The sequence below is a fragment of the Sedimentitalea sediminis genome, from assembly GCF_042687825.1.
In the GTDB taxonomy this organism is placed as follows: Bacteria; Pseudomonadota; Alphaproteobacteria; order Rhodobacterales; family Rhodobacteraceae; genus Sedimentitalea.
In genome coordinates, this window is sequence record NZ_JBHUQE010000031.1 from 1 (window position 1) to 25472 (window position 25472).

26 protein-coding genes, 2 tRNA genes and 1 pseudogene are annotated in these 25472 nt (G+C 62.9%); 15 read left to right on the plus strand and 14 right to left on the minus strand.

All coding sequences use genetic code 11. The features are described 5' to 3' along the window. Positions 1-74: 74 nt before the first annotated feature. Entirely contained in the window at positions 75-674 is a 600-nt protein-coding gene (locus ACFMPD_RS16315; RefSeq protein WP_380996723.1) for a superoxide dismutase, read from the minus strand. A gap of 127 nt (positions 675-801) precedes the next feature. Between ACFMPD_RS16315 and ACFMPD_RS16320 the strand changes: the two genes are divergently transcribed. After that, entirely contained in the window at positions 802-1545 is a 744-nt protein-coding gene (locus tag ACFMPD_RS16320; RefSeq protein WP_380996726.1) for an FkbM family methyltransferase, read from the plus strand. Positions 1546-1574: 29 nt separating this feature from the next. Here the strand turns inward: ACFMPD_RS16320 and ACFMPD_RS16325 are convergent, their stop codons facing one another. The 5 genes from ACFMPD_RS16325 to ACFMPD_RS16345 form a co-directional block, all read right to left on the minus strand. Next, complete coding sequence (locus ACFMPD_RS16325) at positions 1575-2141, minus strand: sarcosine oxidase subunit gamma (protein WP_380996729.1); 567 nt, start codon at positions 2139-2141, stop codon at positions 1575-1577. Next, positions 2134-5145 carry a sarcosine oxidase subunit alpha family protein gene (locus ACFMPD_RS16330; protein ID WP_380996732.1) on the minus strand — a complete coding sequence of 1004 codons (3012 nt, stop codon included), beginning with the start codon at positions 5143-5145 and terminating at the stop codon, positions 2134-2136. The genes ACFMPD_RS16325 and ACFMPD_RS16330 overlap by 8 nt, the downstream gene beginning before the upstream one ends. A 52-nt stretch (positions 5146-5197) precedes the next feature. Beyond that, entirely contained in the window at positions 5198-5527 is a 330-nt protein-coding gene (locus ACFMPD_RS16335; RefSeq protein WP_380996735.1) for a sarcosine oxidase subunit delta, read from the minus strand. Between the two features lie 4 nt (positions 5528-5531). Continuing rightward, entirely contained in the window at positions 5532-5843 is a 312-nt protein-coding gene (locus tag ACFMPD_RS16340) for a TfoX/Sxy family protein (protein WP_380996738.1), read from the minus strand. A gap of 112 nt (positions 5844-5955) precedes the next feature. Then, a complete protein-coding gene (locus ACFMPD_RS16345) occupies positions 5956-7200 on the minus strand; it encodes a sarcosine oxidase subunit beta family protein (RefSeq protein ID WP_380996741.1) in 1245 nt (414 codons plus the stop codon). Positions 7201-7420: 220 nt separating this feature from the next. Here ACFMPD_RS16345 and ccmI point away from each other — a divergent pair, with 220 nt between their 5' ends. From ccmI to ACFMPD_RS16360, 3 genes are read left to right on the plus strand one after another with little or no spacing between them, the layout of a single operon-like run. Next, positions 7421-8650 (plus strand): c-type cytochrome biogenesis protein CcmI, encoded by a 1230-nt coding sequence (gene ccmI, locus ACFMPD_RS16350; RefSeq protein WP_380996744.1) that lies wholly within the window; start codon positions 7421-7423, stop codon positions 8648-8650. Next, complete coding sequence (ruvX, locus tag ACFMPD_RS16355; RefSeq protein WP_380996747.1) at positions 8647-9129, plus strand: Holliday junction resolvase RuvX; 483 nt, start codon at positions 8647-8649, stop codon at positions 9127-9129. The genes ccmI and ruvX overlap by 4 nt, the downstream gene beginning before the upstream one ends. After that, the gene (locus ACFMPD_RS16360; protein ID WP_380996750.1) at positions 9126-9356 is read left to right on the plus strand and encodes a DUF1289 domain-containing protein; all 231 of its coding nucleotides are present in this window, start codon (positions 9126-9128) and stop codon (positions 9354-9356) included. The genes ruvX and ACFMPD_RS16360 overlap by 4 nt, the downstream gene beginning before the upstream one ends. A gap of 369 nt (positions 9357-9725) precedes the next feature. Here ACFMPD_RS16360 and dusA read toward each other — a convergent pair whose 3' ends face one another. After that, positions 9726-10727, minus strand: a complete 1002-nt coding sequence (gene dusA, locus ACFMPD_RS16365; RefSeq protein ID WP_380996753.1) for a tRNA dihydrouridine(20/20a) synthase DusA — start codon at positions 10725-10727, stop codon at positions 9726-9728. Positions 10728-10804: 77 nt separating this feature from the next. After that, positions 10805-11242: a hypothetical protein gene (locus ACFMPD_RS16370; protein WP_380996755.1), complete on the minus strand. Its 438-nt coding sequence runs from the start codon at positions 11240-11242 to the stop codon at positions 10805-10807. A 173-nt stretch (positions 11243-11415) separates the two neighbouring features. Here ACFMPD_RS16370 and ACFMPD_RS16375 point away from each other — a divergent pair, with 173 nt between their 5' ends. Next, entirely contained in the window at positions 11416-12438 is a 1023-nt protein-coding gene (locus ACFMPD_RS16375; protein ID WP_380996758.1) for a ParA family protein, read from the plus strand. A gap of 38 nt (positions 12439-12476) precedes the next feature. Then, positions 12477-12623, plus strand: a pseudogene (locus ACFMPD_RS16380) (DUF932 domain-containing protein); the annotation flags it as partial. Positions 12624-12932: 309 nt separating this feature from the next. Here ACFMPD_RS16380 and ACFMPD_RS16385 read toward each other — a convergent pair. After that, positions 12933-13175 carry a DUF1007 family protein gene (locus tag ACFMPD_RS16385; protein WP_380996760.1) on the minus strand — a complete coding sequence of 81 codons (243 nt, stop codon included), beginning with the start codon at positions 13173-13175 and terminating at the stop codon, positions 12933-12935. Positions 13176-13247: 72 nt separating this feature from the next. Continuing rightward, complete coding sequence (locus ACFMPD_RS16390) at positions 13248-14327, minus strand: zinc ABC transporter substrate-binding protein (protein WP_380996762.1); 1080 nt, start codon at positions 14325-14327, stop codon at positions 13248-13250. Between the two features lie 57 nt (positions 14328-14384). On the opposite strand from ACFMPD_RS16390, the gene ACFMPD_RS16395 reads away from it, so the two are divergent. The 5 genes from ACFMPD_RS16395 to ACFMPD_RS16415 all read left to right on the plus strand — a co-directional run bounded on the left by ACFMPD_RS16395 (position 14385) and on the right by ACFMPD_RS16415 (position 17944). Then, positions 14385-14915 (plus strand): Fur family transcriptional regulator, encoded by a 531-nt coding sequence (locus ACFMPD_RS16395; protein WP_380996765.1) that lies wholly within the window; start codon positions 14385-14387, stop codon positions 14913-14915. Next, positions 14912-15679: a metal ABC transporter ATP-binding protein gene (locus ACFMPD_RS16400; RefSeq protein WP_380996768.1), complete on the plus strand. Its 768-nt coding sequence runs from the start codon at positions 14912-14914 to the stop codon at positions 15677-15679. Before ACFMPD_RS16395 ends, ACFMPD_RS16400 begins: the two co-directional genes overlap by 4 nt. Continuing rightward, positions 15679-16482 (plus strand): metal ABC transporter permease, encoded by an 804-nt coding sequence (locus ACFMPD_RS16405; protein ID WP_380996769.1) that lies wholly within the window; start codon positions 15679-15681, stop codon positions 16480-16482. The genes ACFMPD_RS16400 and ACFMPD_RS16405 overlap by 1 nt, the downstream gene beginning before the upstream one ends. Before the next feature lie 581 nt (positions 16483-17063). After that, positions 17064-17306, plus strand: coding sequence for a site-specific integrase (locus tag ACFMPD_RS16410; RefSeq protein ID WP_380996771.1), 243 nt, complete (start codon positions 17064-17066; stop codon positions 17304-17306). 488 nt (positions 17307-17794) lie between these two features. Then, on the plus strand, positions 17795-17944 hold the full coding sequence (locus tag ACFMPD_RS16415) for a hypothetical protein (RefSeq protein WP_380996774.1): 150 nt from the start codon (positions 17795-17797) through the stop codon (positions 17942-17944). Positions 17945-18060: 116 nt separating this feature from the next. On the opposite strand, the gene ACFMPD_RS16420 is transcribed toward ACFMPD_RS16415, so the two are convergent. Together ACFMPD_RS16420 and ACFMPD_RS16425 are read right to left on the minus strand one after the other, a co-directional pair. Further along, a tRNA-Val gene (locus ACFMPD_RS16420) sits at positions 18061-18135 on the minus strand. Positions 18136-18154: 19 nt separating this feature from the next. After that, positions 18155-18535, minus strand: coding sequence for an HU family DNA-binding protein (locus ACFMPD_RS16425; RefSeq protein WP_380996776.1), 381 nt, complete (start codon positions 18533-18535; stop codon positions 18155-18157). 128 nt (positions 18536-18663) lie between these two features. Here ACFMPD_RS16425 and ACFMPD_RS16430 point away from each other — a divergent pair. Further along, a tRNA-Gly gene (locus ACFMPD_RS16430) sits at positions 18664-18737 on the plus strand. A gap of 95 nt (positions 18738-18832) precedes the next feature. Here the strand turns inward: ACFMPD_RS16430 and ACFMPD_RS16435 are convergent. Next, positions 18833-19552 (minus strand): response regulator transcription factor, encoded by a 720-nt coding sequence (locus ACFMPD_RS16435; protein ID WP_380996779.1) that lies wholly within the window; start codon positions 19550-19552, stop codon positions 18833-18835. Continuing rightward, a complete protein-coding gene (locus tag ACFMPD_RS16440; protein ID WP_380996781.1) occupies positions 19552-21534 on the minus strand; it encodes a hybrid sensor histidine kinase/response regulator in 1983 nt (660 codons plus the stop codon). Before ACFMPD_RS16440 ends, ACFMPD_RS16435 begins: the two co-directional genes overlap by 1 nt. Positions 21535-21705: 171 nt before the next feature. On the opposite strand from ACFMPD_RS16440, the gene ACFMPD_RS16445 reads away from it, so the two are divergent. The 3 genes from ACFMPD_RS16445 (at position 21706) to ACFMPD_RS16455 (ending at position 25376) form a co-directional block, all read left to right on the plus strand. Further along, a complete protein-coding gene (locus ACFMPD_RS16445; protein ID WP_380996784.1) occupies positions 21706-23334 on the plus strand; it encodes an acyl-CoA synthetase in 1629 nt (542 codons plus the stop codon). A 130-nt stretch (positions 23335-23464) separates the two neighbouring features. Next, a complete protein-coding gene (locus ACFMPD_RS16450) occupies positions 23465-24850 on the plus strand; it encodes a solute carrier family 23 protein (protein ID WP_380996787.1) in 1386 nt (461 codons plus the stop codon). Between the two features lie 7 nt (positions 24851-24857). Continuing rightward, positions 24858-25376 carry a cache domain-containing protein gene (locus ACFMPD_RS16455; protein WP_380996790.1) on the plus strand — a complete coding sequence of 173 codons (519 nt, stop codon included), beginning with the start codon at positions 24858-24860 and terminating at the stop codon, positions 25374-25376. Positions 25377-25472: the final 96 nt, after the last annotated feature.

The window sequence follows — 25472 nt, forward strand, 5'->3', positions numbered from 1 at the left end:
CCACGTGACAGCCGTCCACATAAGAAAGGCCCCGCATTCAATGCGGGGCCTCCCGGAGTGCCTGCCATCCATTGTCACATCCGGCTGGCGACATTTTCCCAGTTGACCAGGTTGTCGAGGAAATTGGTCAGATAGGCGGGACGCTTGTTGCGGAAATCGATGTAATAGGAATGCTCCCACACGTCGCAGCCCAGCAAAGCGGTCTGGCCAAAGCACAGCGGGTTGACGCCGTTTTCGGTCTTGGTCACGGCCAGAGAACCGTCGGCTTTCTTGACCAGCCAGGCCCAGCCGGAGCCGAACTGGCCAGCACCGGCGGCGCTGAATTCTTCCTTGAACTTGTCCACGCTGCCGAAATTCTCGACCAGCGCCTTTTCCAACTCGCCGGGCATTGCCGAGGCATCCGGGCCCATCATTTCCCAGAACTGGTTGTGGTTCCACAACTGGCTAATGTTGTTGAAAATGCCGTTCTGCGCCACGGCGCCCGCATCATAGGTGCCGGTGATGATCTCTTCCAGCGACTTGCCGTCCCACTCGGTGCCGGCAATCAGCTTGTTGCCGTTGTCGACATAGGCCTTGTGATGCAGGTCATGATGATATTCCAGCGTTTCCTGCGACATGCCCTTGGCTGCCAGCGCGTCATGTGCATAAGGAAGATCAGGTAGTTCAAAAGCCATTGTCGGCCCCCCAGCTGTATTGAATAATCTCTGTCCGATACATGCGGCGCAGGATGAGTCAGGTCAAGGGTCGCCCGGCAAAACAATGCAAGGCCGGAGGGATGCGGTGCTGACACAAGCCCGGAAAATGATGTATCGCGCGCGTGGCTATTGCAACGGACGACTGGGCGGCGAGCCTTTTCGGCTGGATCCCTACCACAGCAAGTTCTGGCACAAGGCCGCGGCGGGGCGATGGGAGCCGCGCACCTTTGCGGTGCTGGACGAGCATCTGGATAAGGCGCATGACTATCTGGATATCGGCGCATGGATCGGTCCGACGGTGTTGTATGGCGCCCGCAAGGCCCGCCACGTCTGGTGTTTCGAACCCGACCCCGAAGCCTTCCGTGCGCTGGCCTGGAACATCGAGTTGAACCGGCTGGACAATGTCAGCGCCTTTGCCGCCGCCCTGTCGCAGGAGTTCGGCGTGGCGCGGATGGCCGGGTTTCGCGGCGAAAAAGGCGACAGCACCACCAGCCTGCTGAACCCGCAGGGGTCCGCGGGTTCCGACGTGCTGACCCTGCGGTTCGGCCAGTTTGCCGACGCCGTCGATCTGTCGGGCGTATCGCTGGTCAAGCTGGACGTCGAAGGCGCCGAGTTTGACATTCTGCCGACGCTGCTGCCCTGGCTGACGGCCCGGCGCCCGGCATTGTACCTGTCGACCCATGCGCCGTTTCTTGCCCCGGACCGGCGCCGGGACCGCATGCAGGCGCTGGTGCAGGCGTTGGCGTTCTATGGCCGGTGGCAGGGCGAAGAGGGCGAGGCCATCGATCCCGACGGTCTGACACAGGACGCCGAGCTGGGCCGGTTCCGCACCCTTCTGCTGCAACCCTGAGCCGGCACGCGGCGGCCGGGCGGGTGGGGTCAGAAATATCCGACCTCGGATCCCGGTTGCGCCGCCGCCTTGAGCAGGGAAAAGACATAGTCGGCAACCGAGCGGAAACAGACGATCTGAAAACTCTGCTCGTCCATCATCCAGAAGGCGGCAGGCACCTGGGCCAGGCGGCTGCGGCGGAACATGCCGGGTCCGAACGTTTCGGGCGACAGGTCGGCCGGGCACAGTTTGGCCATCACCTCGCGCGCGGCCGGGCCAGTGACGCGAAAGACCGCGCGGGCATCCGAGACGTTGACCGCCAGGGCATGGCTATCTGCCAGTGCCTGCTGCAACTGCGTGACATTGGCCTGCGCCACGTCATAGGGACAAAGCACCAGCAATTCGTCCGGCGACATCCAGCACAGCCCGCGGGAATCCTCGCAATTGGCCTCGTTGACGCCGGGCATGGCGACGCCCGCCACCGCGCTGGCGGCTGATTTCAGGTCCTTGGACGACAGATCACCGCGCAGGGTGATCATTCCTTGCAGACCGATTTCCTGGATTTGGGCGATGCCGTCATAGCGGGCCCCGTTCAGAGCGCTGACCGGTTCAGACATTCTGTTTCTCCCCATCCTTGTCGTAAAAGACCGGATCGACGATCCGGGCCTCGTAGCTCTTGCCGTCCGTGCCCGGGAATTCGAGCACCTCGCCCATCCGGTCCGGCCCGTTCAGAACCAGCCCCATGGCGATGCCCTTTTCCAGCGTCGGCGAGAAATAGGTCGAGGTGACCCGCCCCTGGGTGACGCGCTGGCCGTTGGCATTGACACCGTTGCCCACCGCATAGGCGCCATCGGGCAGCACCGACCCGTCCACGGTTTCCAGCCCGACCAGTTTCCAGCGGGTCGGGTCGGTCATGTGGCTGCGCTGCTGCGCCCGCTTGCCCAGATAGTCGTCCTTTTTCTTGCTGATCGCCCAGTTCAACCCCAAATCCTGCGGAATGACAGTGCCATCGGTTTCATCACCGATCATGATAAAGCCCTTTTCGGCGCGCATGATGTGCAGGGCTTCGGTGCCATAGGGCATGACGCCGAATTCCTCGCCCGCGTCGATCAGGGCCTGCCAGAAGGCCAGGCCCTGACTGGCCGGCACGGCGATCTCATAGCTTAGCTCGCCCGAGAACGAGATGCGATAGGCGCGGCAGTCGAACCCGCCGATCCGCCCGTCGGCCCAGGCCATGAAGGGCAGCGTTTCTTTGCCGACATCCATGCCGCCCAGCTTTTCCAGAACCGCACGCGCCTTGGGGCCGACAACCGCGATCTGGGCGTATTGCTCGGTGACGTTGGCGACATAGACCTGCCAGTCCCACCATTCGGTCTGCAGCCATTCTTCCATCGTCGCATGGATACGGTCGGCCCCGCCGGTGGTGGTGTGGCACAGCCAGGTGTCATCGTCGATGCGCGCCACCACGCCATCGTCGATCAGAAAGCCGTTTTCCGAACACATCAGCCCATAGCGGCAGCGGCCCGGCTGCAGGTTGGACATCATGTTGGTATAGAGCATGTCCAGAAAACGCCCGGCATCCGGCCCCTTGACGATCAGCTTGCCCAGGGTCGAGGCGTCCAGCAGACCCAGGCCCTGCCGGGTGTTGCGCACTTCGCGCATCACCGCCTCATGCACGGTCTCGCCGTCGCGCACGAATGCATAGGGCCGGCGCCAGTGACCGACCGGCTCCCAGTCGGCGCCATGTGCGGCATGCCAGTCATGCATCGGCGTCTTGCGCAGGGGCTGGAATACCGGGCCGCGGGCCTCGCCGGCGATCGCGCCCATCGAGATCGGCGTATAGGGCGGGCGGAACGTCGTAGTGCCGGTGGCCGGAATCGGCTGGCCCAGCGCATCCGACAGGATCGCCAAACCGTTGATGTTGCTCAGCTTGCCCTGATCGGTGGCCATGCCCAGCGTGGTGTAACGCTTGGTGTGCTCGACGCTTTCGAACCCTTCGCGGGCGGCCAGTTGCACATCCGACACCTTGACGTCATTCTGGAAATCCAGCCAGGACTTGCTGCGCAGCCCCACATGCGCGGCCCGCGGCATCAGCCAGACCGGTTCCAGCGGCGCTTCGGGGGTTGCGGTGCCCGTCGGCACCTGGACCTTTTTCACCTTGAAACCCGCCGCGCGCGCAGCGGCGGCCCCGGCCTCGGCGGCATCGGCCAGCAGGCCGGGCAGCGCCAGTTCGCCATTGGCCGCGCCGGCCGGCACCACGAAACCGGCCCCATCGGCCCCGGTGGGCGGACGGGCGGCATCGGGACGGAAATGCGCCTGGGCGTCGTCCCAGACCAGCTTGCCGCCGCAATGCGACCACAGATGCACCACCGGCGACCAGCCGCCGGACATGGCAACCGCATCGCAGGCAATCTCTTCCAGCGCGCCGCCGACCCCGTCCTGGGCGCAAATCTGAACGGTTTTGACCCGCCGTCCGCCGCCGACCTTGGCAATCGCGCGGCCGCAGTCGATGCGGACGCCCAGCGCGCGGGCCTCCTCCATCAGCGCGCCGCCGCCGGTGCTGCGCGCATCCAGAACCCGCGCCACGTCCAGCCCCGCCTCTTTCAGGCAGATCGCGGTGCGATAGGCATCGTCATTGTTGGTGGCGATGACCACGCGCTGCCCCGGCGCAACGCCGAAATTGACCACATAGTCGCGCATCGCCGAGGCCAGCATGACGCCGGGTACGTCATTGCCGGAAAAGGACAACGGCCGCTCGATCGCGCCGGTGGCGGTGACCACCTGCCTGGCGCGGATCCGCCACAGACGGTGCCGCGGCCCCTGCCCCAGCGGCAGATGGTCGGTCAATCGCTCATAGCCCAGCACATAGCCGTGATCATAGACACCCGCGCCCATGCAACGGCTGCGCAGCGTGACATTGTCCATCGCCTGCAACTCGGCAACGATCGCATCGACGAACTGCACCACCGGCACGCCATCCACCTGGCCGCCGTCGACCGGGGCACGCCCGCCCCAATGCGCGGTCTGTTCCATCAGCAGAACCCGCGCACCGCTTTGGGCCGCGCTGCGCGCCGCCAGCAGACCCGCGACACCGCCGCCGATCACCAGCACATCGGTATGGGCATAGAAATGCTCGTAGGTATCGGCATCGCGGTCCTTGGGCGCCTGGCCCAGACCCGCTGTCTGGCGGATAAAGGGCTCATAGACATGTTTCCAGAACCCGCGCGGATACATGAACATCTTGTAGTAGAACCCGGCCGGCAGGAACCGCGACAGGTGCTTGTTGATCGCGCCCACATCGAATTCCAGCGTCGGCCAGTGGTTCTGGCTGCGCGCCGACAGACCGTCAAACAGCTCGGTCGTGGTGGCGCGCTGGTTCGGTTCGAACGTCGCCCCCGCGCCCATGTTGACCAGCGCGTTGGGCTCTTCGGCCCCCGACGCCACCAGTCCGCGCGGACGGTGATACTTGAACGAGCGGCCGACCATCATCTGGTCGTTGGCCAGCAGCGCCGAGGCCAGCGTGTCGCCGGGATGAGCGGCCAGGCTCTTGCCGTTGAAACTGAACCCGATCCGTTTCGAACGGTCGATCAGGCGTCCATGTGTGGGCAGGCGTTTGCTCATGGCTGGACCTCGTGCAGGCAAAGGGCGGCGGAAAGGAACGGCGGCAGCAGGGTCACGACAGATCCCTCCAGGCCCAGCCCGGGCGTTTGGCGGTGATCGCGTCGCGGATATTCTGCGGCGGCTCGGTGGTCTGCGCGGGATAGGTGCCAAACACCTCCAACGTGTCGGTGTCGCGCGCGGCGTGGAACCACTTGCCGCAGCCATAGACATGGCGCCAGCGCTCGAAATGCACCCCGCGCGGGTTTTCCCGGCTGAACAGGTAGTCGTGGAAATCGTCATCCGAGGCACCGGGGCCATGGCGCGTCAAATGCGCCTCGCCGCCGGCGGCCAGATCGGTTTCGTCGGCGGCCAGGCCGCAATAGGGACAGGTGAGGATCAGCATCAGGTCATCCTTTTGGCGGCAGGCTGGCGGCATGGGCCAGCGACAATTCTGTCAGTTCGGCGCGCAACGCGTCATCGGCAAAGGCGCCGGGATCGATTTCGACCATGCCGCCCATCCGGCGGCCGGTAAAGGCCAGTGGCGCAGCCCCCGCAGCCAATGCCGCGGCCTCGCGGGCCTTGCCGGGACGGTACATGGCCCCGTTCTTCATGACGCCGCAGACCATGTTGCCATGCAGCAGAAAGCACAGCCCGCCGAACATCTTCTTTTCCGACAGGCCCGGTTCCACGCCCAGATCGGCGCGCATGGTTTCAGCCATGGGTTCGGAATAGGCCATCAGCGCGCCCCGGATCGGGCGCGGAAACGGGGCATCGCGACCCGGCCCGCGCAATTGCCCCGCATGCCGGTCAATATCGTCGCTGAGTGACTCATCAATGCGCCACCCCTGCCGCCACGCTTTCGTCGATGAAACGGCCTTCGCGGAACCGGTCCAGCGAAAACGCGTCGGTCAACGGCGAACGCCCCTTGGCCATCAGTTCTGCCATGCCCCAGCCCGAACCGGGGATCGACTTGAACCCGCCGGTGCCCCAGCCGCAATTGATGAAACAGCCCTCGACCGGGGTTTTCGACAGGATTGGCGAGCGGTCGCCGGTCATGTCCACGATGCCGCCCCATTGCCGCAGCATCTTGAGACGGCTGACCATGGGAAAGGTCTCGATCAGCGCCCGCACGGTTTCCTCGATGTGATGGAAGCTGCCGCGCTGGGTATAGTTGTTATAGCCGTCCGCGCCGCCGCCGATCACCATCTCGCCCTTGTCGGACTGGCTCATATAGCCGTGCACGGTGTTGGCCATGACCACCACGTCCATGCAGGGTTTGATCGGCTCGGACACCAGCGCCTGCAGCGCCACGGATTCGATCGGCAGGCGGAATCCAGCCATGTTCGCCAGCACGCCGGAATGCCCGGCCACCACGACGCCCAGCTTCTGGCAGTCGATCGGCCCCTTGGTCGTGTCCACGCCGGTCACCTTGCCGCCCTCCTGGCGGATGCCGGTGACTTCGCATTTCTGGATGATGTCCATGCCCATGTCGGAACACGCCCGGGCATAGCCCCAGGCCACGGCGTCGTGGCGCGCGGTGCCGCCGCGATCCTGCCACAACCCGCCCAGCACCGGATAGCGCGGCCCGGACAGGTTGATGATCGGCACCAGTTCCTTGACCCGCCGGGGGCTGATGAATTCGGTCTTGACCCCCTGCAGCGCGTTGGCATGGGCGGTGCGCTGATAGCCGCGCACCTCGTGCTGAGTCTGGGCCAGCATGATTACCCCGCGCGGGGAAAACATCAGGTTATAGTTCAGTTCCTGGCTGAGGGTCTCGTAGAGCGCGCGTGCCTTTTCATAGATCGCCGCCGACGGGTCCTGCAGATAGTTGCTGCGGATGATCGTGGTGTTTCGCCCGGTATTGCCGCCGCCCAGCCAACCCTTTTCCAGGATCGCGACATTGGTGATGCCGAAATTCCTGCCCAGGTAATAGGCCGTCGCCAGCCCATGCCCGCCGGCCCCGACGATGATCACATCGTAGCGGCGTTTGGGCTGGGCCGCCCGCCAGGCCCGGTCCCAGCCGGTATGGTTCCGAAGAGCTTCGCGGGCGATGGCAAAGGCGGAATAGCGTTTCATCAAGTGCTCCCGGTTAGGATACGCGGTTGGATTCGCAGAGCGGCGGGCCTCCCCATGCTTCTGGGCAAACCTGCGCCATAAAAGGATGCCCGGCGCGGCATTTCCAGTCTGAATCGCGACATCTGCCCAAATTGCCGCCGCCTCCGGGCGGATTGTGCCGCTTTGTCCCTTTTTTCCGCGCCGGGGCGGGGCTACATGAGGGTCAAAGGCGGGAGGCTGCATGACATTCTGGATCATTACGACGGTGATGGCGCTGGTGATCGCGACGATGCTGGGGCTGGTCTTGCTGCGCACGCGCCCGGCCGTGGAACCGGCTGCGGCCTATGATCTGCGGGTGTATCGCGACCAGCTCAAGGATGTCGACCGCGACGTGGCGCGTGGCGTGATCGGAGAAGCCGACGCCGACCGCATCCGCACCGAAGTATCGCGCCGGATCCTGGCCACCGACGCGCAGATCCGCGCCGCACAGGGCCGGCAGGGCCAGTCGACGCGGCTGTCGCTGATCGCGGCACTGCTGCTGGCGGCGCTGACCACCGCGGGCAGCCTGTGGCTGTATCGCGGCCTGGGGGCACCGGGTTACGGCGATCTGGGACTGGCCGACCGTATCGCGTTTGCCGAGGAACTGCGGGCCGACCGTCCGGATCAGGCCACGGCCGAGGCCAGCCTGCCCCCGGCGGCGCCGCCAGAGGGGTTGACCGACGAGTATCTGGGACTGCTCAAGCAGCTGCGCGAAACCGCGGCCAACCGGCCGGACGACCTGCAGGGGCAGGCTCTGCTGGCCCGGCACGAGGCCGCCATCGGCGATTTCGCCGCCGCCTACAGGGCACAGGCGCAGGTGTTGCGTCTGAAGGGGGATGCCGCCAGCGCCGACGATTACGGCACCTATGTCGATCTGATGGTGATGGCTGCCGGCGGCTATGTCTCGCCCGAGGCCGAGGCCGCACTGCGACAGGTCCTGACCCGCGACCCGGCACACGGACCCGGGCGCTATTACTGGGGTCTGATGATGAGCCAGACCGGACGACCAGACGTTGCCTTTCGGGTCTGGGAGGCGCTGTTGCGCGACAGCCCCCCCGATGCTCCCTGGGTGCCCCCCGTCCGGGCGCAGATCGAGCAGATGGCCCAGCGCGCCGGTGTCGATTTCGTTCTGCCCGAGGCAGCGGCAGCCACGCCAGGCCCCTCGGCAGCGGATGTGGCGGCCGCCGGGGACATGGACGCGGCGGACCGCACCGAAATGATCCGCGGCATGGTTCAGCGCCTGTCGGACCGGCTGGCAACCGAGGGCGGCACACCGGCGGAATGGGCGCGGCTGATCACTGCCCTGGGTGTGTTGGGCGAAACCGAACGGGCGCGGGCGATACACGCCAATGGCCGTCAGGTTTTTGCCGGCGATGCCGACGCGCTGGAACAGATAGACAGCGCGGCGCGGCAGGCCGGGGCACTGCAATGATCTGCGACCCGTTTGACGACTTTGCCGCCGCCTGCCCACCAATGCAGGCCCTGATCGGGTTGGATCTGGGCGAAAAGACCATCGGCGTGGCGGTGTCGGACCGGCTGGGCGCGACGGCGACCCCGGTGGAAACCATCCGGCGCCGGAAATTCGGCCTGGATGCGGAGCGGCTGCTGGACATCGCGACCGACCGCCAAGCCGGGGCGATCCTGTTGGGTCTGCCGCGCAACATGGATGGCAGCGAGGGTCCCAGGTGCCAGTCCACCCGCGCCTTTGCCCGCAACCTATGCCGCCTGACCGACCTGCCGATCGGGTTCTGGGACGAGCGCCTGAGCACCGTGGCCGCCGAAAAGGCGCTGCTCGAGGCGGATACCTCGCGAAAACGTCGTGCCGAGGTGATCGATCATGTTGCGGCCAGCTATATCCTGCAAGGAGCGCTGGACCGGATGCGCCATATCAGGAACGAGGCCGCAAAATGAGCGACAAGGTCTGGAAACGTGACGAAATAGAATCGCCCTGCGTGCAGATCTGCGTGATCCACCCCGAGGAACGGATCTGCACCGGCTGTTACCGCACGATGGATGAAATCGCCGGCTGGTCGAAGATGAGCGCGCAGGATCGCGCGGCGATCATGGCCGACCTGCCCGACCGGGCGCCGCGCCTGGCCAAGCGGCGCGGCGGACGGGCTGCGCGTTTGAAGCGCTGAGGCCACCAACGCCAGATCAGCGACCCGTCAGCCAGGCTGACACGCGGCCCGGAATCTCGCGGCGAAAACAGGCAATCATACGGCCACCCGGATCCGTGCGGGCACCTTCCTGCCAGGGCGCGATGCCGCGCAGCGTCAGCCCGTGTAAAAGCACGGCCTGCCCCGGTCGCAGCAGCAAAAGCACCCGGCGGCCGGTCCGGAACACCTGGCGGCGCGGCCTCGGGTTCGGCCCGGATCTGCGGCAGCCCCAGAATAAAGCCATGCGCTTCGCACAGCTGGCGCCGGCGCTGCGGGGCCATGATCAAAGACAGCCCAGCCAGTGTTGCCCCCCCATCGACGCCTTCACATGCGGACGCGCTGCGCCCCTGCTCAGACCGCCTTGGCGCGTGGTTCGTCCGGCGACACCAGGTTGAGCGCATCCAGCACCAGCGCGGGGCCGGCATCCGCACGACACGCTCCCTCGGACAAATGCCGCCGCCAAGCCCGTGCGCCCGGTCGTCCGGCAAACAGCCCCAGCATGTGCCGCGTGATCTGATGCAGCTTGCCACCGGCCTGGATATGCGCCTCGATATAAGGGATCATAAGGCGCACCGCCTCGGCCGGATCGGTCTCCTGACCCAGCCCGAAAATGACCGGATCGGCAGCAGCCAGAACCGCAGCCGGATCGTGATAGGCAGCCCGGCCGATCATCACGCCATCCAGCCCGGCCTGCAAAAAGGCCTGCGCCTCGGACAGGCTGGCAATGCCGCCATTGATGGAAATGTGCAGGTCAGGGAAACGCTGTTTCATCCGCAGCACCAGATCGTAGTCCAGCGGCGGAATATCGCGGTTTTCCTTCGGGCTGAGACCCTGCAGCCAGGCCTTGCGCGCGTGAATGATCACCCGCTGGCACCCGGCGGCGGTCATGCGCGACAGAAAGTCCGGCAGCGCCTGCTCGGGGTCCTGATCATCGACGCCAATCCGGCATTTCACCGTCACCTCGACATCCACCGCCTCGGACATCGCCGCGACACAATCGGCCACCAGACCCGGTTGCAGCATCAGAACCGCGCCAAAAGCGCCGGATTGCACCCGATCCGACGGACAGCCTACATTGAGGTTGATCTCGTCATAGCCTGCCGCCCGCCCCAACCGCGCCGCCTCGGCCAGTTCCACCGGGTCCGATCCCCCCAGCTGCAGCGCCACCGGATGTTCCTCAGCCGAAAAGTCCAGCAAATGCAGAGCGCGCCCCCGCACCAATGCCGGCGCCGTCACCATCTCGGTATACAACAACGCCTGCCGACTGAGCAGACGATGCAAATACCGGCAATGCCGGTCGGTCCAATCCATCATAGGGGCAACGGACAATCTAGCATTTTGATTTATTTGCATTTTTTGTGTATCTTCAAACTGTTGGCGGCGGATGCTGCTACGCTGGAATACGCCCCGATATCCCCGAATTTGCCCCTCTACGACGACTCATTGCACACACAGCGCACGCGAAAATGGCCTCCATCACCAAGCTTCCTTCCGGTGCCTACCGGGTCCAGATCAGACGAAAGGGCCGCCACGCGAGCGACACGTTCCTCCGCCGCGACGACGCCCATCGTTGGGCCCGCCAGGCGGAGACCCGGGTCGATCAGGGGCTGGCGCCTACAAGCACGCCCGTTTCCCGCCTCCAGACCATTGGCGACCTCATCGATCTTCATATAACCGATATGTGCGAGGTAGGGAAACCGCCGCGTCGCAGCAAGGCCGCCAGGCTCACGACGCTCAGGCGCGATCAGGGCAAGGAGAAGATCGGCCACCCCGACCGGCAGAAGCTGATCGACAACGGCAAGATGCGCCGAACAGGGCGTCGGTCCGGTCACGTGCGGGATCGATATCGGCGTGATCGAGATGATCATCACCCATGTGGCGGCCGTGCACGGGCTCGACATCTCTCCGGAGCCCGCCGATCTGGCGCGCGTCGCGCTCAAACGTCTCGACGCGACCTCGAATTGTCCATTTTGGACTTGACTGCGTCCCAAACGGACAATAGATCGTCCAGAAAGGCATTTTCATCGAATGAGGACGACCAATGACCAAAAAGTACGCGTTCTGGAACAACAAAGGCGGTACCGGAAAGACCAGTTTGGCCTTTCAGAGCATCACCCTTTACGCTGAAGAACACCCGGACGAGCGGATCTTGGCCATCGACGTATGTCCGCAGGCGAACCTCTCCGAGTTGATGTTGGGCGGTTTGAACAGCAGGGGCAGCGATAAACTTCTGGCTCGGCAAGGCCTTGTGCCCCGCTGCAGCATCGGCGGCTATTTTCAACTTCGGCTGCCGTCGCCTTACTCTACACCCGCTTTTACACCTGCGGATTTCATCAGTCATCCACACGACTTCAACGACTGCATCCCAGACAACATCGACCTCGTTTGCGGCGACCCCTTGCTCGAACTGCAATCGAACGCGGTAAACACGCTGGCGAATAACCAAATTCCAGGCTCTAACCCGTGGATAGAGGTGATCGACTGGCTGAACGATTTCATCGAACCCATCGAACATGAATACGACGTAGTTTTTTTCGACTGCAACCCAAGCTTTTCGCTCTACACTCAAATCGCGCTCGCTTCGGCTGAACGACTGGTACTGCCAGTGATGGCAGATGATTCCTCTCGGCGGGCGATTCAGAACGCTTTCTCTCTCGTGTATGGCCTAAAGTTGCCATCAGATATTTATCTGGCTTTTGCCTTCGCTACGAAATTAAAAAACGCAGGCCGCGAGTTACCGAAAGTCCACCTCATCATAAAAAACCGACTTACTCAGTACATGGGCGCGGCGTCTGCATATGCAGCTGTGCTGACGGCGATTGAACGGGACGTAGCCGCGCTAATCAAAAGTAATCCCGAAATCTTTTCCTTCGCAACGAAAGGGGATGGATTTACCGAGATGCGCGACTTCGGAACGACTGGCGTCGTTGCCTTCGCAAAGGGGCAGCCGATGTCGAAGGTTCGGGTGGGCAAGCAGACAGTTAACGGTCACCGCGTGCAGGTAAAGAAAGAATACCTCGACAACGCAAAGCAAGCGATGGCCGACACCGTAGCTCGTTTGTAAGACGTTCGCTAGATCGCTTCCAAACTAATGATTGGAAGCGATTGCTGTCCGCGCCGCTGGCGGGGATCAACCTGCAATACGGCCTGAACAACCACCGGGGCGAGCAGATCAAGACCATGGAGGTCGCGGATGGCCGCACCGAACTGCGCGCCGTGACCGGCCGGGACTATGGTCGCATCAAAGACGCGGCGGAACGCACCTGGGCGCAGGACTGGCTGGTGGGCATCCTCGGCCGCGAAGGCGCGATGATAGGCCCCGCGGCACGGGACCATCTCTGATCGGCACTGACCTCTCTCGCCTCGGCCCCGCGCGAGGAACCTACGCTGACCGGCCTCTCGGTCCTCCGGCAGTCGGGATACTCTGAGAGATGTCAGTGGACCCTCCCGCATCAAATGACAGGACTGTGTCGGCCGTGTTTCGGATCAGGGCGGTGTCATGCCTGACAAGCGTCAGGGCCACACCGCCCCTTTCCGCGACTTCTGTCAGGGCTCGGATCACACGTTCCTGCGTGATCGGGTCCAGCCGTGACGCCGGTTCATCCGCAATATTGAAACCCGGGGTCCTGAGCAAAACACGGAGCAATAACAGGCGCTGCAGTTCAGGGTCGTGAATTCGTCATATGTCCAGGCAATATGAAGGGACGAAAGACGTGACACGTTGATGTCAATACCGACTTCCGCATCGACGAAGACATGCGGATGGGCGCCTGCTTGCCCGGCTAGACCGAGAAATGGCAACAGAACGAAAGAAGAAGGCGCGGCACTGATTTCAAACCTGTCCGAGAACAGCTTGGTGCCGCGCCTTCGTGGTTATGAAAGGCAGTCGACAAGCGAGTTCGCAAGGTTCCGCAAGAGCTGCGGGTAAAGGCTGGCACCCGTCTCAAGGTTGGAGCCAAGCGGATCGAGCACCGACGTTTTTGCATCGGCGCCATCCATGACGGTTGCAACAAGCCCGGAATTGAACTGCGGCTCCGACAGCACACACTGGATGTTCTCGTCTGCGATGCGGCCTTGAATTTCCGCGATGCGCGCAGGGCTGGGGTCGCCCGCGTCCGAAAGCGAGATGGCGCCGGAGGCGGGGAACTCAAAGGCTGTCTCGAAGTAGTGGTAGGCGTCGTGGAAAACGATGAACCGACCGTCGCGCACCGGTTCCAGGATCGCGTTCACCTCGGCAGACAGGGTGGCGATCTCCTCGCGGGCGGCCGCAGCATTGGCGAAATACGTTCCGGCATTCTCCGGATCCGCGGCGGACAGTTGTCCGGCGATCTCGTTCAGCCAGGTCGCGGCGTTCTCGGGAGAGAGCCAGGCGTGGGGATCGTGTGCGCCGTGGGCATGATCATGGCCGTGATCATCCGCCTCGGCGTGATCTTCCTGATCATGGCCATCGCCTTCGGCGTGTTCCTCATGCTCGTGGGTCTCGTCATCCACATGCTTTTCGTGGTCATAATCGTCATGTCCGTCCTCGGAATGCCCTTCATGATCGCGGTCGTCTTGGTCCGCGTGGTCCGCATCGCCATGAGAATGTGCATCGAAGAGCGCGCCCTCACGGAACTCCAGAAGGACCGTGCCCTCGGCATCGAGAAGCGTGGTGACAGCAGCAGCGTCCGCGAGAGTTTCAATGGACTCCTCCATCCAAGGCGTCAAATCTTCGCCAATCCAGAACACCAAATCAGCATCTTGCAGCGCTTGCGCCTCCGACGGTCGAAGGCTGTACTCGTGCGGTGAAGCACCTTGTTGGACGATCAGCGACGGTGTACCAACTCCTTCCATCACGCGCGTGACCAGGGAATGCACCGGGGCGATATCGACCGCGACACGCGGGACATCCGCCATGGCGGTCCCGGCCAAGAGCGAAGCGGTCACGGAGAGAGGCATCAGGTATCTGGACATTGGCGTTTCCAAGTGATTGTATAACATTACAAGCTTGGGTACAGGAAATGAGATAACATGACAAGTCGTGGACATCAGGAGAAGTCGAAAGCGGCCGAGGCAAGGCTTGGGCCCGTCGGATTCGACGCACATGATCACGACCAGTGTGTCGAAACAGCGATCACCGAGGCCGAGGCGCATTGTGCAACGACGGGCGCGCGCTTTACGCCGGTGCGGCGTGCGGCGCTTGAAATTCTTCTGCACGAGCATCGCGCGCTCGGCGCCTACGAATTGCTGGACCGCCTGCGCGATGCCGGGTTCGGTAGTCAGCCGCCCGTGGCATATCGTGCGCTGGATTTTCTTGTCGAGAATGGCTTCGTGCACAAGATCGAGCGGCTCAACGCTTTCATCGCCTGCGCGCATCCCGGCGCCAGCCATTCCCCGGCCTTTCTGATCTGCCGCAAGTGCGATGCGGTCGCCGAAGCGCATTCGGCCCCGGCACGCGGAACTCTCGGCGATGCCGCGCGCGCCACAGGGTTCAAGATCGAACGAACCGTGGTCGAGGCGCTCGGCGTCTGCCCGTCCTGCGCGGGGGCGTCCGAGGCATGAGCCTTCTGAATGTCGATCATCTGAGCGTTCGCTACGGCGCGACCGAGGTCTTGCGGGATGTCAGCCTGAGCGTGGAACCCGGTGAGATCGTCACCATTGTCGGCCCTAACGGTTCTGGCAAGACGACGCTCTTGCGTGCGATCGTGGGTGCCGCCCCCGCCAGTGCCGGTCGGATCACACCGGCGCCGGGCCTGACCCTTGGCTATGTGCCTCAACGGCTTCACGTTGATCCGACGCTCCCTATCACCGTGACGCGTTTTCTTTCGTTGCCCGGCGGTGCCACTCGCTCGGACAAGGCGGCGGCGCTGGCGCGCGCAAGCATCCCCGAACTTGCAAACCGTCAGATGTCGCAGCTTTCAGGCGGGCAACTGCAACGTGTCCTGCTGGCGCGCGCCCTGGTGGCAAAACCACAGCTCCTGTTGCTGGATGAGCCGACGGCTGGGCTCGACCAACCTGGCTCCGCGGCGTTCTATCAACTGATCGACGACGTGCGGCGCGAAACCGGGTGCGCTGTGCTGATGATCAGCCACGAATTGCACGTCGTCATGGCGGCCTCGGACCGCGTGATCTGCATCAACGGTCACGTATGTTGTCACGGCACGCCCGAGCACGTCTCGTCCGCGCCGGAATATCAGGCACTCTTCGGCACCGGCACCGGCGGCGCGCTCGCGCTCTACCGGCATGACCACGACCACAGGCACGACCATGAAGATGCATGCGGGACCGATCACCACCATCACGACCAGACAGAGGCAGCCGAGTAATGCTCGACGATTTCATGACTCGCGCCACCCTTGCCGGTATCGGCGTAGCGTTCGCAGCCGCGCCACTCGGCAGTTTCGTCGTCTGGCGCCGCATGGCGTATTTCGGCGATGCCACGGCCCATGCTGCGATCCTGGGCATCGCACTAGCGCTGGCGCTCGATATGTCCATCTTCCCCGGCGCAATCGCGGTCGCACTCGTCATGGCCCTGACTGTCTCTGCGCTCAGTGGAAGAGGTTACGCCATGGACACGCTCCTAGGCGTTTTAGCGCATTCAGCACTGGCATTCGGTCTGGTCGCCGTGTCGTTTCTGTCAGGGATCCGGATCGATTTGATGGCCTATCTCTTCGGGGATATTCTGGCCGTCTCGCGCGGTGATCTTGTCGTGATCTGGGGTGGGGCCGCGCTGGTCGTTGGGTTGATTGCCTGGCGCTGGTCGGCCCTGCTGACGTCGACCCTGAATGACGAACTGGCCTATGCCAGCGGCATCGACCCGAAACGCGAGCAACTGGTGTTGACACTTTCGCTCGCCATTACGGTTGCCGTGGCGATCAAGGTCGTCGGCGTCCTGCTGATCGCCGCAATGCTCATCATCCCGGCCGCCGCCGCGCGTCCATTGTCCCGAACGCCCGAAGGTATGGCTTTGATCGCGGCTATGATCGGCAGCGTATCCGTGCTCGTTGGCCTGCGAGCCGCTTACGTTCTGGACACCCCAGCTGGACCGTCGATCGTATGCGTCGCGGCTTTGTGCTTTGTGGCAACAAGCCTGCTTGGGGCGCTTAGATTAGGCAATCACGCGGGATGAGGACTTAGGCGTTGGCAATCGGAAGATTGCGCATGATCCGACAGGAAGCGCTACTCGACAGGCACCCCGTCCACATCGGAACTCGCACGACGTTTGAGCTTTGCTCAAGCGTCGGTGCTCGCGAGCAAGGGCGAGGCGCGATCCGGGCAAGGAGAAGATCGGCGACTTCGACCGGCAGAAGCTGATCGACTACGGCAAGATGCGCCGAACAGGGCGCCGGTCCGGTCACGCGCGGGATCGATATCGGCGTGATCGAGATGATCATCCCCCATGCGGCGGCCGTGCACGGCCTCGACATTTTTCCGGAGCCCGCCGATCTGGCGCGTTGCGCTCAAGCGTCTCGGTCTGATCGGCAAGGGCACAGAGCGCGATCCGTCGCCTTACCACGGACGAGTTGAACCGCCTCTTCCGCTGCTTTGATGACCACGAACGCCTGACGACACCGATGACGCGGAGCGTGAAGTGCGCCGTGGCGACGGCCATGCGGCTCGACGAAATCTGCCGCGTCGAANTTGCGCTCAAGCGTCTCGGTCTGATCGGCAAGGGCACAGAGCGCGATCCGTCGCCTTACCACGGACGAGTTGAACCGCCTCTTCCGCTGCTTTGATGACCACGAACGCCTGACGACACCGATGACGCGGAGCGTGAAGTGCGCCGTGGCGACGGCCATGCGGCTCGACGAAATCTGCCGCGTCGAATGGACCGATCTCGACGTCGACCGCCGGATGCTCCTGATCCGCGACCGCAAGGACCCGCGCAACAAGACCGGAACCACCAGCGGATCCCCCTATTCGCCGCCACCGGGTTCGATGCCTGGGCGCTGATTTCGGCGCAGGCCAGGCATCTGGGTCTCACAAACGGGCGGATCTTTCCCCATAGCTCCGAGTCGGTCGGAACCGCCTTCCGGCGCGCCTGCGTCGAGGTCAGTGTCAAAGACCTGCATTTCCACGATTTGCGCCGTGAAGGCACAAGCCGCCTTTTCGAGGCCGGGTTCGCCATCGAACAGGTCCCGCTGGTCACCGGCCACAAGGACTGGAAAAGCTGCGCCGCTACACGCATATCCGGCCCCAAGCCCCGCATCGGCTGGCCGCCTCGCGCGCCCCATTCCCGTCCGGGAACCTCGCGGCCGAGTGATCCGAGAGTGCGAGGAACGCCGTCCCGGGCCGTGACGGGTTTCGAGGTCGAGAGAGAGGCTTTCGTTCCTCCCTGACAACGCTCCACTGGAGCGTCGCCTCTGCCTGCGGCAGACCGGTCGTCACCCCGTCGCGGGAGAAAACCCACGAATACCAAAAACATCGATGCCGGGCGTGATATGATCGGCGGCTACAAGGTGGATGTGACGCGCGGCACGCATGTGGACCGGATGTCATCCGAAGTGTTCTCGCGGCCGGATGACGCGCGGTACCTGTCGCTCGACGACCTCTTCGCCTCGGTCAGGCGTGATGGCGCCCCTTGCGATTGAGCAAGTGCATGATCTGCCCTGCCATTTCCGAACCCCGATTGTAACCAAAGCTGTGAGCTTAGAACGGGCAATAGGCCTGCATAACAAGGATTTGGTTTGAATTCAAAAGCGTAGAATGGTGGGTGATAAGAGATTTGAACTCCTGACATCTTCGATGTGAACGAAGCGCTCTACCACTGAGCTAATCACCCGTGCCGCGCGGTTCTACCCCTACTCGGCCCGGTCTGCAAGAGGGTCTTTGGCCGGCGTGGAAGAGGTTTTCTGCCGCAGTTTGCAGACCGTGATCCGATGCGTCGGTTTTGCCTTACTGCGGTTGATATGCAGCTTGCCCAGCGGTTGCAGATCGACGCCACGGCCCTGGGAAATCGTGTCGCCGAGCACCGCCAGCGTGGCCTCGATCACCGCGCGGGCATCTCCTTTGCGCCGACCGGAACGCGCGACCACCCGCTCTATCAACTCCCGCTTTTTCAAAAGTGAATCGCCGGTCTTATCCTCATGCGGGGCGGTATCCCCAATGGACCCGGTCGCGGTATCGCGCCCGGCGGTGTCCTGCGTCGTCTTGTCGATCTTATCTGTCATGCAACCGTCCATCCCTTTGCCTGAATGCACCCTAAGGTAGTATCGCGGCACTGGCTACCCGGCGCGCATCAGAGCGGCGGGCATTTGCGAAAGGCGGTCTTGACCTCTTTCTGACGATGAAATATGCCCCTTCCTGTTGAGCGGGCGTTGTGTAGTGGTAAGACCTTAGCCTTCCAAGCTAATGACGCGGGTTCGATTCCCGCCGCCCGCTCCAGATTTTATTTTCAATAAATCAGATACTTGGCCAATTCGGACTTAGGTCTGCGGGCATACTCTGTCGCCGTCCCAGGCGAGGCAACTGCCCCGGCATCAGCGCTCGCGCCATTTCACGTCTGCCGCAAAGACATAACCGGCGCCATAGACCGTACGAATGATCTTGGGCGACTGGACATTGTCCCGCAGTTTGCGGCGCAGACGGGACACCCGCGCATCGATACTGCGATCAAAGGGTTCCATCTCGCTTTTCTGGACATCCAGCAATTGCGATCGGCTCAGGACACGGCCCGCCGCATCGACGAAAATGCGCAGCAACTCGGTTTCGGCAGCGCTGAGCTCCAGAGACTTGCCATCCGAGTCGGTCAATGTACAGGCGGGAAAATCGGCCACCCAGCCAGCAAACTCGGCCACCTTGCCTTCGGTTTTCGGCTTGAGCCCGCTGCACGGTGTCTTCAGGCGGCGCATCAAGGCGCGCACGCGGGCCAGCAATTCGCGGGCTTCGAAGGGCTTGACGATATAGTCGTCCGCCCCCAGTTCCAGGCCGACCACGCGGTCCGTCAGATTGCCACGTCCGGTGACGATGATCGAGGCGATGCATTTGCGGCGCAAGACATCGGCAACCACACTCAGACCGTCGCCGTCGGGCAACCCCAGATCGATCAGCGCGATATCCGGATGCTTCTCCTCGATGGCCCGGTTGAACTCGGCCAGAGCGTGGAATTCCTCGATGGCGAACCCGTGGCTGTTCAAAGTGCGGCTGATGATCCGCGCAACGTCCCTGTCATCTTCGAGGACATAAATCAGATTTTTCATCAACTGGGCTTACGTGCAGTTTCGGCCTCAAACCGGACCGCCTTCAAGAGTGCGTTGCCCAGATCGGAACTGTCAAACGGTTTTTCTATGAAAGGACAATTCGCCTCGGTCAGCGTGGCCTCGGTTCCATCCATCTCGCCACTCATCAGCACAATGCCGACCTCGGGTGCCGCACGGTGCAGATGCTTTGCCAGCGCGATGCCGTCCATCTCGCCCGGCATCGAGATGTCGCTGAGCACCAGGTCGATTTCCCGCACCGTGTCCAGCACCTCGAGCGCGGCCTGGGCGTTCTCGGCCTCGATCAGCGGATAGCCCAGATCGACCAGTTGCCGGCGCACGACGGTGCGCACCTCGTCGTCATCCTCGACCAGCAGCACCAGTTGCGCCCGGTTCTCGGTGTGATCTGTGACGGGTTCGATATCGGCCCGCTCGGCCTGAACCTGCGCATCCGGCGACAGCGCGGGCAGCAGCATCGTGAATCGCGCACCCCGGCCCTTTTCGCTGTCCAGCCAGATCGCACCATTGGACTGTTTCACAAAGCTGAACACCATCGACAGCCCCAGACCGGTGCCGCCGCTTTCCCGTTTCGAGGTATAGAAGGGTTCGAATATCCGCTCGCGCTGATCCGGGGAAATGCCGACACCATTGTCGGCGACACGTATCCGCAGATAGGTGCCGCTGGCCAGCTTGTGAATTTCCGCCTTGGACGGGGTCAGGCGATAGGTGTCCAGCGTAAAAATGATGCGGCCCTTGTCGGATATGGCATCCCGGGCATTCACCACCAGGTTCAGCAAGGCCATCTCCAGTTGCGCGGGGTCGATCAACCCCATCGGGACCTCGTCTTCACGTCGGTATTCCAACTCGACCGTCTTGGGCAGCGACGATCTCAACAGCTTGACCAGTTCCGAGATCGAACTGGCGACCTGGGTCGGCTTCGGGTCCACCGGTTCGGTGCGGGCCAGCGCCAGCAACCGACGCGTCAGGCTGGATCCGCGCCGCGCCGCCGCGATCGCCGGCTCCAGATATTCTTTGCGCAGCTCGGCATCTTCGACATGATCCGACAGCGGCACGAGATTGCCCAGGATGATGGCCAGCAGGTTGTTGAAATCATGAGAGATACCGCTGGACAGACGCCCCAGCGCATCCATCTTGTGCGATTGCATCAGGGCCTCGTTGGCGGCCTTGCGCCGGGTCACGTCCACAGACAGCAGATAGAACCCGTTCACCTCGCCATCCGACGCCCCCTCGGGGCGCAGAAAAGTGCGGATGTCACGGTATTTACCGTTGGGCAACTGAATGCGCATCTCGAAATCCAGAACAGCGCCGCGCCGGGTCGGCTCGAAAAAGCGGCGCGACTCGCGCATCGTGTTCGGATGCAACACGTCGTCGCAGGACTTGCCGATGATCTGGGCCGGCGTGCGGCCATAGGCGGCGGCAAAGCGGCGATTGGCATACAGAATCCGCATGTCGGTATCGACATGGGCGATGCCGGCCGGCACTTCGTCGGCGATCACCTGCAGCCGGGCCTCGCTGAGAGCAAGACGGCGGGTGCGCTCGGCGACCTGGCGTTCCAGTTCCTCCTGGCGATTGTGATTTTCGGTCACATCCGTGTAGACGGTGACAAACCCGCCGGCGGGCAAAGGCGTTCCGACCACGCGCAGAAAAGTGCCGTCGGGCGCGCGGCGTTCGAAATCATGCGGCTGAAAACGCCGTGCCTCCTGTACGCGCACGGCGACGTGCCGATCCGCATCGCCCTCGCCATATTCGCCGTTTTCCGCGTTATAGCGAATGAAGGATTCGAAATCGGCGCCCTCAAAGGCAAGCCGAGGGGGAAAGCGCAACAGGTCCAGAAAGCGGCGATTCCACGCCACCAGCTTGAGATCTCTGTCGAAAATCGTGATGCCCTGATCCATGTGATCAAGACCCTCGCGGACCAAGGGATTAAAGATATTGACCTGGCTGAACCGATCCTCGACGCGCATCGCTCTCCGTTACCGCTACGTAAACTGCTGTTTTTCATAGATCTTACGACATCCTAGCGAATCATTTGCAACGCGACCAGAGGGCATTACAATTTGATACAATTGCGGAAAATTTCCACAACATTGCCGTGGCATGTTTTCCGGAACTGATGGATTGGAGGTGCTTTTTATATGAGCGATGTATCGATTTTCGAAGAAGGGCTGAGCCAAACACCGGCGAACTATGTTGCATTGTCGCCGCTCAGCTTCATCGAGCGCAGCGCGGCGATCTATCCGGACTATCCGGCAGTCGTCTATAACGACGTGCGCCGCGACTGGCAGGAGACCTATACGCGCTGCCGCCGGCTGGCCAGCGCGCTGCAGGCGCGCGGTGTCGGCAAGAACGACACGGTGTCGATCATTGCGGCCAACGTCCCCGAGATGTTCGAGGCGCATTTCGGCGTGCCGATGGCGGATGCGGTTTTGAACACGATCAACACGCGGCTGGATGCCGAGGCCATCGCCTTTATCCTGAACCACGCGGAAACCAAGGTGCTGCTGGTCGATCCCGAGTTTGCCGAGGTCGTGGACCGCGCGGTCAAGATGTCGGGCCGCCAGGACATGCTGGTCGTCGATATCGAGGATGCCAGTTTCGAGGGCGGCAAGCGCATCGCCCAGATCACCTATGAAGAACTGATTGCCACCGGCGATCCCGCCTTCGAATGGAAACTGCCGGACAGCGAATGGGACGCGATCAGCCTGAACTACACCTCGGGCACGACCGGCGATCCCAAGGGCGTCGTCTATCACCATCGCGGCGCGATGCTGAACGCCACCTCGAACATCGTCACCTGGGGCATGGCACAGCATTCGCGCTATCTGTGGACCCTGCCGATGTTCCATTGCAACGGCTGGTGCTTCCCCTGGACCATCGCCGCCAATGCCGGCGTCTGCATCTGTCTGCGCGCGGTGCGGGCCGAGCCGATCTATGAACTGCTGCGCGACGAAAAGGTCACGCATTTCTGCGGCGCGCCGATCGTGTTGAACATGCTGGCCAACGCGCCTGACGAACTCAAGGATTTCTCGCACCAGGTCAAGGTGATGACCGCCGGTGCCTCACCGCCCGCCGCAGTCATCGAAAAGATGGAGGCGATGGGGATCGAGGTCACCCATGTCTATGGTCTGACCGAAACCTATGGCCCCTCGGTGGTCTGCGCCTGGAAGGAAAAGTGGAACAGCAAGGACGGCGAGGCTATCGCCAAGCTCAAGTCCCGGCAGGGCGTGCGTAACCTGGCGCTGGAAGGGCTGATGGTCGCCGATCCCGAAACGCTGGAACCGGTGCCCCATGACGGCCAGACGATGGGCGAGATTTTCATGCGCGGCAACAACGTGATGCGCGGCTATCTCAAGAACTCGTCGGCTACCCGCAAGTCCTTTAAGGGCGGCTGGTTTGCCTCGGGCGATCTGGGCGTGATGCATCCGGACGGCTATGTCGAGCTCAAGGACCGCTCCAAGGACATCATCATCTCGGGTGGCGAGAATATCAGCTCGGTCGAGGTCGAGGACGTGCTCTACAAGCACCCCTCGGTGATGGAAGCCGCGGTTGTCGCCCGCCCGGACGAGAAATGGGGCGAAACGCCCTGCGCCTTTGTCGCGCTCAAGCCCAACGAAGACCTGGCCGCCGATGCCTTGATGGAATTCTGCCGCCAGAACATGGCCCGTTTCAAGGTGCCGAAAACCGTGGTCTTCGGCGATCTGCCGAAAACCTCGACAGGGAAAATCCAGAAATTCCTGCTGCGCGACCGCGCCCGGGAGCTGTAACGCCACATACCGGCGGCGCGGGCTGACGGCCCGCGTCCAACCTGACCGTTCATCGGTTCGTGTTCTGCCCGCCCGGGCAGAGCACCCGCCCCCGGGCGGCCTGGTGAACCGCTAGCAAAGGAAGTCATCAATGCAGATCTACAAGAGAGTCGAGGGCGAGGAACAGCCATATTGGCCGCTGGGCCCGTTCCACGTGCGCCTGCCCTTCGTGCACTATCGCTGGGAACTGGCGGAAAGCGTCCAGGCCCTGATCATGTTCGTCGTCGGCCTGGCGATGATCCCGCTGATGGAAAAATATCTCGGCATTCCCTACGAAGCCGCGCTGGCCTTTTGTTTTGTTGCCGGCATTCTTTATACCCTGCCCGCCCTGCTGGGCGTGCCGCTGGTGCCCGGGTGGATCACCCCCGCCATTCCTGTCGTGATCCTGTTTCTCAGCGGGTTCGAACCCGGTCCCGAAGCCATTCAGGCCATGTTCGCGCTGCAATTCGTGGTCTTTCTGGTGTTTCTCATTCTGGGTATCACGCGCCTGGGCTCGAAACTGGTCGACTGGATCCCCAACTCGCTGAAAAACGGCATCATCATCGGCGCCGGTTTTGCCGCACTGGCTGGCGAACTCAAGGAAGGCGGCCGGATCGACGGCACCCCGATCTCGCTGATCGCAGGCTCCGCGCTGGCCATCTATCTGATGTTCTCGGTCTCGTTCAAGGCCGCCTCGGAAAAGCACATCCTGGCCAAGAAAATTGCCGATTTCGGCATGGTTCCGGCGATGGTCGGCGCCATGATCATCGGCTGGGTCGTGGGCGAGTACCCGATTCCCGACATCAAATGGGGCATCACCAACCCCGATTTCGACCTGATGTGGCAATATCTGCCCTTCACCGTCGGCTTTCCGTCCTGGGACGTGTTTCTGATCGCCCTGCCCACCGCGCTGATCGCCTATGTCATCGCCTTTGGCGACATCGTCGTCGGCTTTCTGCTGATCGACCGCGTCGACCACCTGCGCAAGGACGAAGCGATCAACGACGATGTCGACCGCATCCACCACGTCACCGCGCTGCGTAACGGCATTCACGCGTTCTTTGCGCCCTGGCCGGGCCTGGCGGGTCCGCTCTGGACGGCCGCGCATGCCACCGTCGCCGAACGCTATGGCCGCGGCCCGCGGGCGATGGACTCGATGTACAGCGGCGCCGGCACGTTCTGGCTGACCGGTCTGCTGGCCCTGTTCGTGCTGCCGCTGGTCACGCTGTTCCAGCCGGTGCTGCCGATCGCGCTGTCGCTGACGCTGATCCTGACCGGCTATATCTGCATCATGGTCGGCATGGAGCAGCTGACGAACAACACCGAACGTGGTGTCGCCGCCGTGGTGGCCGTGGTTCTGGCCATGCCTGATCCCAAATCGACCGTCTATGCCGTGGTCGTCGGTCTGGTGCTGCACTTCCTGGTGGAACGCAGCAGCATCTTTGGCCGCAGCAAGGAAGACGCGGCAACGGCAACCTCGGAAACCCCTGCGGAGTAATAGCAAGATGTCAAGAAAACTGACCCAAGCGATCCTGCCCGTCGCGGCCGCCCTGACCATCGGTATCGCACCGATGGCCCAGGCAGCGGGGGGCGCATCGCCCGAAGAGATCGTGCAAAAGGTCCGCGAAGCAGCAGAGATGCTGGCCCAGGACGGTGGCGCCGGACTGGACGGCCTGAACAACCGCGAGGGCGAATTTGTCTGGAAGGACACCTATGTCTTTGCCCTGAACTGCAGCGACAAGACGGTCGCGGCGCACCCGGTGCAACCGGAGCTGATCGGTCGCAGCCTGACCGAGATCAAGGACCGCAAGGGCAATGAATTCCTGGTCTACATGTGTCTGGCCAGCAAAGTTCCGGCCGGCGGTTGGGTGGAATACTGGTGGCCCATTCCCGGGATGGGCGCCGATCAGGCGGCCCGCAAGATCAGCTATATCCAGCAGGTCGAGGGAACCCCCTACCAGGTTGCCGCCGGTGTCTATGACGCCCGGGTCAGCCTGTGGGCCCTGAACGAAGCAACCGAATGATCCCGGATCATTCCGGCGGCGGCGGCGGTGAACTGTCTCCGCCGCCAGCCGACGAACAAAGAGGTGACATGAAATGAAGGTATTGGTGCCTGTCAA